7 protein-coding genes, 1 tRNA gene and 1 pseudogene are annotated in these 8,615 nt (G+C 65.4%); 6 read left to right on the plus strand and 3 right to left on the minus strand.

Annotated features, from left to right (window positions below; genetic code table 11):
• Positions 1–486 precede the first annotated feature (486 nt).
• Positions 487–572: transfer RNA gene (locus tag IEW22_RS19115), tRNA-Ser, on the minus strand.
• Between the two features lie 91 nt (positions 573–663).
• On the opposite strand from IEW22_RS19115, the gene IEW22_RS19120 reads away from it, so the two are divergent.
• Positions 664–1,638, plus strand: coding sequence for an NAD(P)H-quinone oxidoreductase (locus IEW22_RS19120; RefSeq protein ID WP_188588883.1), 975 nt, complete (start codon positions 664–666; stop codon positions 1,636–1,638).
• Between the two features lie 23 nt (positions 1,639–1,661).
• On the opposite strand, the gene IEW22_RS19125 is transcribed toward IEW22_RS19120, so the two are convergent.
• Entirely contained in the window at positions 1,662–2,876 is a 1,215-nt protein-coding gene (locus IEW22_RS19125) for a cysteine desulfurase-like protein (protein ID WP_188588885.1), read from the minus strand.
• 201 nt (positions 2,877–3,077) lie between these two features.
• Between IEW22_RS19125 and IEW22_RS19130 the strand changes: the two genes are divergently transcribed.
• The 4 genes from IEW22_RS19130 to glfT1 all read left to right on the plus strand — a co-directional run bounded on the left by IEW22_RS19130 (position 3,078) and on the right by glfT1 (position 6,356).
• Positions 3,078–3,638: a bacterial proteasome activator family protein gene (locus IEW22_RS19130; protein WP_188588888.1), complete on the plus strand. Its 561-nt coding sequence runs from the start codon at positions 3,078–3,080 to the stop codon at positions 3,636–3,638.
• A 95-nt stretch (positions 3,639–3,733) separates the two neighbouring features.
• Positions 3,734–4,615 (plus strand): galactan export ABC transporter permease subunit Wzm/RfbD, encoded by an 882-nt coding sequence (wzm, locus tag IEW22_RS19135; RefSeq protein WP_188588891.1) that lies wholly within the window; start codon positions 3,734–3,736, stop codon positions 4,613–4,615.
• A 14-nt stretch (positions 4,616–4,629) separates the two neighbouring features.
• A complete protein-coding gene (wzt, locus tag IEW22_RS19140; RefSeq protein WP_188588894.1) occupies positions 4,630–5,430 on the plus strand; it encodes a galactan export ABC transporter ATP-binding subunit Wzt/RfbE in 801 nt (266 codons plus the stop codon).
• A complete protein-coding gene (gene glfT1 / locus IEW22_RS19145) occupies positions 5,427–6,356 on the plus strand; it encodes a galactofuranosyltransferase GlfT1 (RefSeq protein ID WP_229742912.1) in 930 nt (309 codons plus the stop codon). The genes wzt and glfT1 overlap by 4 nt, the downstream gene beginning before the upstream one ends.
• Positions 6,357–6,371: 15 nt before the next feature.
• On the opposite strand, the gene IEW22_RS19150 is transcribed toward glfT1, so the two are convergent.
• Positions 6,372–7,793 (minus strand): HNH endonuclease signature motif containing protein, encoded by a 1,422-nt coding sequence (locus tag IEW22_RS19150; protein WP_373284260.1) that lies wholly within the window; start codon positions 7,791–7,793, stop codon positions 6,372–6,374.
• 143 nt (positions 7,794–7,936) lie between these two features.
• Here IEW22_RS19150 and IEW22_RS19155 point away from each other — a divergent pair.
• Positions 7,937–8,515: pseudogene (locus IEW22_RS19155) on the plus strand (linear amide C-N hydrolase); the annotation flags it as partial.
• Positions 8,516–8,615: the final 100 nt, after the last annotated feature.

An 8,615-nucleotide genomic window follows, 5' to 3' on the forward strand; every position in this document is an offset into this window, starting at 1 on the left:
TGTACCGATGGAACCCTGAGCAAGTCCCATTCTGTCACTCAGACAGGGCATTTCGTCTATCCCTCATCCCCCGGACAGGTACAAATCGGTGGATCGAGGCTAAGCAGCGGCGCGAGCAGCGCCCTCGCACCGAGATGGGGAACCAGCAAGAGTCTCACTGCCAACACCACGATCGCCGTGCCGATCAAGACAACCCCGAGCACCCCAACCGACGCCATGTGCTCTCCCACAGCGAATGTCGCGAGTCCGTTGGCAAGACCGCCCACAACGCTGGCGGACGCACCAGCAACCAGCGCACTCAGGACCGGGGGCTGCGTCATGGAGTGGGGATCATTGACCATGTAAGGCGGACTCGTTGATTGCGGGTAAAGGGTGCTATCACCGAACACCCTATCCAACGGAAAATTCAGGAACCGCCCGAGGCTCGAGCTCTCCGCCGGATAGAAGAAAAGCCCCTCACCTGCGTAAACAAGTAAGAGGCTTCTGCGGAAGCGGAGGGATTTGAACCCCCGGTGCTGTTTAGGCACGCTCGCTTTCAAGGCGAGTGCATTCGGCCGCTCTGCCACGCTTCCCTGGGCAAGCAGAGTACTCGACCGCTCGTCACCATCCGAACTCGCCTCAGGTGATGGCGCAGGTCGGCGTCGGTCCGGTAAAGATGAGGGTATGCGCGCTGTGGTGCAGTCAGAAGCCGGTGGAACCGACACCCTGCGGATCGACACTGTCGACACGCCCGAGCCGAGCCCCACCGAGGTGCAGATCAAGGTGGCCGCGGCCGGACTCAACCGCGCCGACATCATGCAGCGCCAGGGCTTCTACCCACCACCGCCCGGTACCTCCGACATCCTGGGCATGGAGGTGTCGGGCACCATCTCGAAACTCGGCTCCGACGTGGAGTCGTGGGCGCTCGGCGACGAGGTGTGCGCACTGCTGCCCGGCGGCGGCTACGCCGAATACGTGACCGTCGACGCCGGGCTGGTGATGCCGCTACCAGCCGGGGTCGATCTGATCACCGCCGCCTCGCTGCCGGAGGTGTCGTGCACGGTGTTCTCGAATCTGTACATGACCGCCGATCTGCAGTTCGACGAGCTGGTCCTCATCCACGGCGGCACGTCGGGCATCGGCAGCCACGCCATCCAGGTGGCCAAGTCGCACGGTTCGCGTGTTGCGACCACTGCCCGCACCGCCGACAAGCTCGAATTCTGCCGTGAGCTCGGTGCCGACATCCTCATCAATTACGCCGAGGAGGACTTCGCTGAGACGCTCGCCCCGCACGGCGCCGACGTGATTCTGGACATCATCGGCGCAAAGTACCTGAGCCGCAACGTGTCCACCCTCGCCGTGGGTGGACGCCTGGTGATCATCGGCATGCAGGGCGGCACGAAGGGTGAGCTGAACATCGCCGAGCTGCTCACCAAACGCGCGTCGGTAGCCGCGACCAATCTGCGTGGACGGCCACTGCCCGGACCCGATGGCAAACGTGAGATCGTCTCGGCAACAGTTGATTTCACCTGGCCAAAGATCGGCAACGGTGATATCAGGCCTATCGTCGACCGCACCTTCGACATCACCGAGGTCGCCGCCGCTCACGACTACCTCGATTCCGGACAGGCGATCGGCAAGGTACTACTCACACTCTGATGTGCTAACGCGCGCAACCAGTTTCAGGCGAGCGAGGCGAGCGTGCGGACCAGCTGATCGACCTCATACGGCGTCGAATACGGACCGAGTCCGATGGTCACGGCACCACCCACCTCGGGCGTGCCGATCGCCTCGAGTGCGCGGCTGGGCTGATCGGCGAGTGCGCAGATGCCGTTGTCGGCCAGGCGTCGCACCACCTTGTCGGCGCTGACACCGTCGACGGTGAGACTGACGATCGGCAACGAGCGCGCCCGATCCGATTCCCGCGCCGCGCCGGTCACGATCCGCACGGTAGGCAGCTGCTCCAGCGAATGCACCAGATAGAAGTTGAGGCGCTGCAGGTACTCGCCGAGGCTGGTGAGCGAGCCGATCAGCCGGCGGCGACGATCACCGCTCGCCGACTCGTCGAGCTGCGCGAGATGTTCGATCGACGACACGAGTCCGGCGAGCAGCGCACGCTGCGGCGGATCGACCTCCAGCCGCGCCGGACCGGTTGCCGCCGGATCCAGTGACACCGCGCGCACCCGATCGAGCAGGTCGGGATCACGGAACACCATCGCCGACACCTGCGGACCACCCCAGCGCTCGGCGGACAGGATCAGCACGTCAGCGGCCAGCGCCTCGATGTCCAGCGGCATATACGGCGCGGCGGACGAGGCGTCGACCACCAGCAGTCCACCCGCGGCGTGTACGGCCTCACCCGCCGCTCCCACGTCGGTGAGCGTGCCCAGCGTCGACGATGCCAGCGTCATGGCGACCACACTGGTGGTCTCGGAGACGATCTCCTGGAACTGCCAGGGCGGCAGCTCACCGCTCTCGATGTCGACCTCCGCCCAGCGCACGCGACCGCCGACCCGATCGGCCATCCGCGTCCACGGCGTGATGTTCTCCTCGTCGTCGAGACGGGTGACCACCACATCCGAGCCGAGCCAGATCCGGTTGCCGAGCGCCTCGGCGAGGGTCAGCACGAGCTTTCCCCGACCCGACCCGAGGACGACCCCGGCCGGGTCACCGCCGACCAGATCTGCCACCGCATGACGCGCCGAGGCCATCACCGCCGCCGACTGCCGCGCCGACGGGTACACCCCACCAGGCGCCGACACCAGTGCGCGAAATGCCTTCGACACCGTCGTCGCGACGGCATCGGGGATCTGCATACCGGCCTGCGGATCGAGGTGAATCCAGCCGTCGCCGAGCGAGGGGAACAACCCTCTCACCCGAGCGACGTCGTAGGCCATGGCGAACACCATAGACCGGGCGATGAGTACCGGCGGAGGCTGTCCTTACCATGCTCATCCGATCGCCGGCGTCGGCACCGCGGCCGCTGAGTTCCGGCTATTCGGGCACCCCGCCCACGCGTTCACTGTTTGCACACTGGATTTGCTGATAAGGCACTGGATTTGTGGATAACGCCAAGCCCATTCGCAACAATGGGGACCATGTCAACAGGCTCACCATTCCCCCATCCGTCCGGCTCCTCTTCCAACGGCAGCGATCCCGACGACTCGATCATCGTCGTCGGCCGTGACGGAGAGAACCCCGACGCCGGTGACGACGACTCCACTCCCACCGTCACCGACATGGTCGAACAGCCGGCGAAGGTGATGCGGATCGGCACGATGATCAAACAGCTCCTCGAAGAGGTGAAATCGGCCCCGCTCGACGACGCCTCCCGCACCCGCCTCAAGGAGATCCACCAGTCCTCGATCAAGGAGCTCGAGGACGGCCTGGCCCCCGAACTCCGCGAGGAGCTCGAACGCCTCGCGTTGCCGTTCAGCGACGACTCGACGCCCTCGGATGCCGAGTTGCGCATCGCGCAGGCCCAGCTGGTCGGGTGGCTCGAGGGACTGTTCCACGGCATCCAAACCGCTCTGTTCGCCCAGCAGATGGCTGCACGCGCCCAGCTCGAGCAGATGCGTCAGGGCGCGCTGCCGCCCGGCGTCGCCGGCGGTCCGGGCGTCGGTGGCCCCGGCGTCTCCGGTACCGGCCAGTACCTCTAGCCGATGACCGTGCCGACCGGATCACTCGCATCACCGCCCGCCGGTCGGCACGGCATGGTCGTCGGGGTCGCCGCATGCTTGTAGTCTGAGTCCTCGTGTCAGCTGCTCTCGACGACACCGGCCACGGTGGATCCGACGCCACCACCCCACCGCCGGTCGTCTCCGACTCCCGAACCCTCGGGCGTGCCCTCAAAGATCTACATGACGGGTTCTTCCACTCGGAGCTGTGGCTTCATCTCGGCTGGCAGGACATCAAGCAGCGGTATCGGCGTTCACTGCTCGGTCCGCTGTGGATCACCGTGGCGACTGCGGTCACCGCGATCGCGATGGGACTGCTCTACTCGCAGCTGTTCCACATGGACCTCAAGACCTTCCTGCCGTATGTGACGCTCGGCTTCATCTTCTGGAACTTCATCCAGACCTCGATCCTCGAGGGTGCGGTGGTGTTCTCGGCCAATGAGGGGCTGATCAAGCAGATCCCGGCGCCGCTGAGCGTGCACGTGTACCGGCTGGTGTGGCGACAACTCATCATCTGGCTGCACAACATCGTCATCTACCTGGTGATACTCATCATCTTCCCGCAGCCCATCGGCTGGTCGGTGCTGCTGATCTTCCCGGCGATGGTGTTGCTGGTGCTCAACTCCGTGTGGGTGTCGTTCGTGTTCGGCATCCTCTCGACCCGGTTCCGCGACATCGGTCAGCTGCTCACCACGATGGTGCAGCTGGTGTTCTTCATGACGCCGATCATCTGGAGCGCCGAGAGTCTCAAGCACTCGGAGGGGTCGAATTCCGAGCGCGTGAAGCTGGTCGAGATCAACCCGATGTTCCACTACCTGGAGATCACCCGCGGACCACTGCTCGGTGAGCATGTGGCCTTCTACCACTGGGGGATCGTGATCGGTTGCACCGTGGTCGGGTGGCTGATGATGCTCGCGGTGATGACCAAGTTCCGCGCCCGTGTGCCCTACTGGGTGTGAGATAGGACGAGACGATGAGTGAAGTCCGGGTGGACACCTGGGGGGCCTGCGTGGACTTCCCCATCTTCGACGCGAAGACGCGGTCGCTGAAGAAGTCGGTGGTCGGCGCTGCCGGCGGACTGATCGGCGCGAATGACTCCAACGTGGTGGTGGTCGAGGCTCTCAAGGACATCAACCTGCACCTGGAGCTCGGCGACCGGATCGGACTGGTCGGCCACAACGGCGCGGGCAAGTCGACGCTGCTGCGGTTGCTGTCGGGCATCTACGAACCGACCCGCGGGTCGTGCCGGATCAGCGGTCGCGTGGCACCGGTGTTCGACCTGGGCGTGGGCATGGACCCCGAGATCTCGGGCTACGAGAACATCATCATCCGCGGCATGTTCCTGGGCATGAGCCGCAAGGAGATGCTCAAACGCGTTGACGAGATCGCCGACTTCACCGAGCTCGGCGACTATCTGAAGATGCCGCTGCGCACCTACTCGACCGGTATGCGGGTGCGCGTGGCGCTGGGCGTGGTGACCAGCATCGACCCCGAGATCCTGATCCTCGACGAGGGCATCGGCGCGGTCGACGCGGAGTTCATGAAGAAGGCGCGCATCCGGCTGCAGGAGCTGGTGAAGCGATCGGGCATCCTCGTGTTCGCCAGCCACTCCAACGAGTTCCTCGCGCAGCTCTGCGACCGCGCGCTGTGGATCGACCACGGCAGCATCAAGATGGACGGCGACATCGGCGATGTGGTGGAGGCCTACGAGGGCCCCGAAGCCGGTCGCAGCGTGCGCAAGATGCTCGCCGACACCCAACAGGACAAGCGGTGAGAACCCCTACCGGTCGCGAGGCGCGGGTGATCGCGGTGGTGGTCACCCACCGCCGGGTCGAGTTGCTGGCCAAGTCGCTGGCCACGGTCATCTCGCAGACCCGGCCGATCGACCACCTGATCGTGGTCGACAACGCCGACGAGGCCGCCGTGGCCGAACTGGTCGACTCCCAGCCGGTGGAGTCCACCTACATCGGCTCGCAGCACAACCTCGGCGGTGCCGGGGGCTTCGCACTGGGCATGCTGCATGCGCTGGCGCTGGGCGCCGACTGGGTGTGGTGCGCCGACGACGACGGCACCCCCGAAGGACCCGAGGTACTCGCCACGCTGCTCGACTGCGCTGCCCGCCACCACCTGGGCGAGGTGTCGCCGGTGGTGTGCAACATCGACGACCCGGACCGACTCGCATTCCCGCTGCGCCGCGGTGTGGTGTGGCGACGGCGGCGGTCGGAACTGTTCGAGGGCGACGACGACACCGGCGACGACCTACTGCCCGGCATCGCATCGCTGTTCAACGGAGCGCTGTTCGCCGCGAACACGCTCGATGAGATCGGCGTACCGGATCTGCGGCTGTTCATGCGCGGCGACGAGGTGGAGATGCATCGGCGACTGGTGCGCTCGGACGTGCGCTTCGGCACCTGCCTGACCACGGCATACCTACATCCCGACGGCAGCGACGAGTTCCGCCCCATCCTCGGCGGCCGCATGCACACGCAATATCCCGACAACGCGACCAAGCGGTATTTCACCTATCGCAACCGCGGCTACCTGATGAGTCAGCCCGGTATGCGCCGGCTCCTCCCGCAGGAGTATGCCCGGTTCGGTTGGTACTTCCTCGTCCAGCAGCGCGATCCGCGTGGTTTCGCCGAGTGGATGTCGTTGCGGCGCAAGGGCCGTCGCGAGTTGTTCGCACGACCGAAGAGCTAGGCAAGTTCGGGCCGCTCAGGCGGCGGCTACTCGGGCGGCGGATGCCTTGTACCGCCAGATCGAGTAGAGCACTTCGGTGGTGTAGCCGAGATCGAGTGCGCCGCCACCGACGGGGACGATCGAGTCGGAGGCGATGGCCGGATCTGGTCGCCAGTGCCCGGGTGCGGCGACGGATGGCGCGATCTCGATGATCGAGCCGCTGCGTCGGTGGAAGCGGAATTGCTGGTCGCCGAGGGCGGTGATGCCGAACTCGTCGCGGTGCAGTGCACGATGATGGGTGCCGCACAACAGGATCAGGTTCCCCAGATCGGTGGTGCCGCCGTCACTCCAGCGGGTCACGTGATGGACGTGCAGATGCCGGGTGCGTCCGCAGCCGGGATGTGCGCAGCCACGATCGCGGTGGAACAGGGCTCGGATCATCGCCGCGGTGGGTTGGCGGCGCCGGCGACCCCAGGCGAGTACAGCCCCACGCTCGTCGGTACGGACAGTTCGGTGCGCGGCACCGCAGTCGGACTCGTCGGCCTCGGTGTCGTGCAGGGCTGGTCCGTCGTCGAGATGCGGGGCCATGGCACTGTCGGTGTTCTCGGTGGCACTGTCGGTGTTCTCGTAGCGGTGGACGAGAACTTCCGCGCCGGGCGCGATCTGCGGGATGTCGACTGCCGCATGCAGAGTGTCGGCCATGGCGATCACCGCGGGCGCGATGTCGGCAGGCACGTGTCGCCACAGGTCACGGGGTTGCGGCGTCTCCTCGCTCCCGCTCTTACCCCCGGACGTGAGCGCCTCAGCGGGCACATCCGCATCGTCTGCGGTACGGGTGCGTTCGTATTCCGCGCGGACCACTCCGGCAAGGAACCGGGCTCCGTCGAGCGGTGAGAGCCGCAGCGTCACCGACAGGCTGCCATCGTTGTCCCACTTCCACCGTCCCGACGACTCGACCGGCGCCGGCTGCTCGGAGTGCTCCGCGGAACGCTCGATACGACGCATGGCCCGCACCAGCCGCTCGACCTGAGCGGCAGTCGCCGAGAGTGCCACGTTCACCAGTTCGTCCTCGCGCTCGGGTGTCGCCACTCGCGTCAACGCGCGCACCTTCGAATACGACAACCGTCCGTCCGCCAGTTCCGCGCGAAGACGCGGGAGATCCCGCAGGGCGTAGGCGATACGCACGTGGTCGTGGGCGGTTCGCTTCGCCATCCCGGTCTGCCAACTCAGCCAGTGCGCACATGAGGTGATGCCCTCACCGCTCCACCCGCCCCGATCGTCGAATTCGGCCAAAAGGTCAAGGAACCGAGCGGTCAACGACGCGATCTGACCGGCATGGCCGGTGATCCGATGACGCAACTGCACGATCGACAGATCACTGACCGGGGTCTCATCGAAGAGCTCATCGATGCGCGAGTCGCTGACCGATGCGGCGTGTGAAATTGGCGTGACCGACACGGCTACCCCCTGGGGAATCGAATCCTGCTGTCCACCAGAAATTTACCGACGGGTACCGACAGTTCTGAACGCCGCGAGAGCGGTCGCAGAGTGCTCCGCGGAACGCTCAACACTCACCAGGCCTGCCGCGCTATGTTGGAGACATGTGCACACGAGTCCTGTGGCCCGATGCCGACGATGCCGTGCTGGTGGGCAGAAATATGGACTATCACCGCGATACGGGCAGCAACCTCTGGGTGTTCCCGCGTGGCATCGCTCGCAATGACGGTGTCGACGGAACGCTGACCTGGACCTCGAAATACGGAAGTCTGACAGCATCAGGACTCGACCTGTTCAGTGTCGACGGGATGAATGAAGTTGGTCTCGCCGGACACGACCTGTGGCTGGCCGAATCGGACTACGGCACCTACGACAAATCACTTCCGGCGCTGGCGATCTCGTTCTGGTTGCAGTACTTCCTGGACAACTTCGCCACTGTCGCCGACACGGTCGCCTGGGTTCGTGAGACGAATGTGCAGGTGGTTCCGCTGACCGATCCGTCCACGGGCGAGGTGGCGGTGCTGCACATCGCACTCGAAGACGCCTCGGGCGATTCGGCGATCATCGAATATGTGAACGGCGAGCCGGTGATCCACCACAGCCGCGACTACCGGGTGATGACCAACTCTCCCACATACGATCAGCAACTCGAACTACTCAGGCAGTGGGAGGGACTCGGGGGCCTGGTGCACGGATAGGTGACAGGGTTAGTCACGCGGCCTGAGGGGCCTCGTGGTTGATGATGGTCTCGAATTCAATGGGGGTCAATCTGCCGAGGCGGTC

Origin of the sequence: Gordonia jinhuaensis (assembly GCF_014639795.1) — a bacterium.
Classification (GTDB): domain Bacteria; phylum Actinomycetota; class Actinomycetes; order Mycobacteriales; family Mycobacteriaceae; genus Gordonia_B; species Gordonia_B jinhuaensis.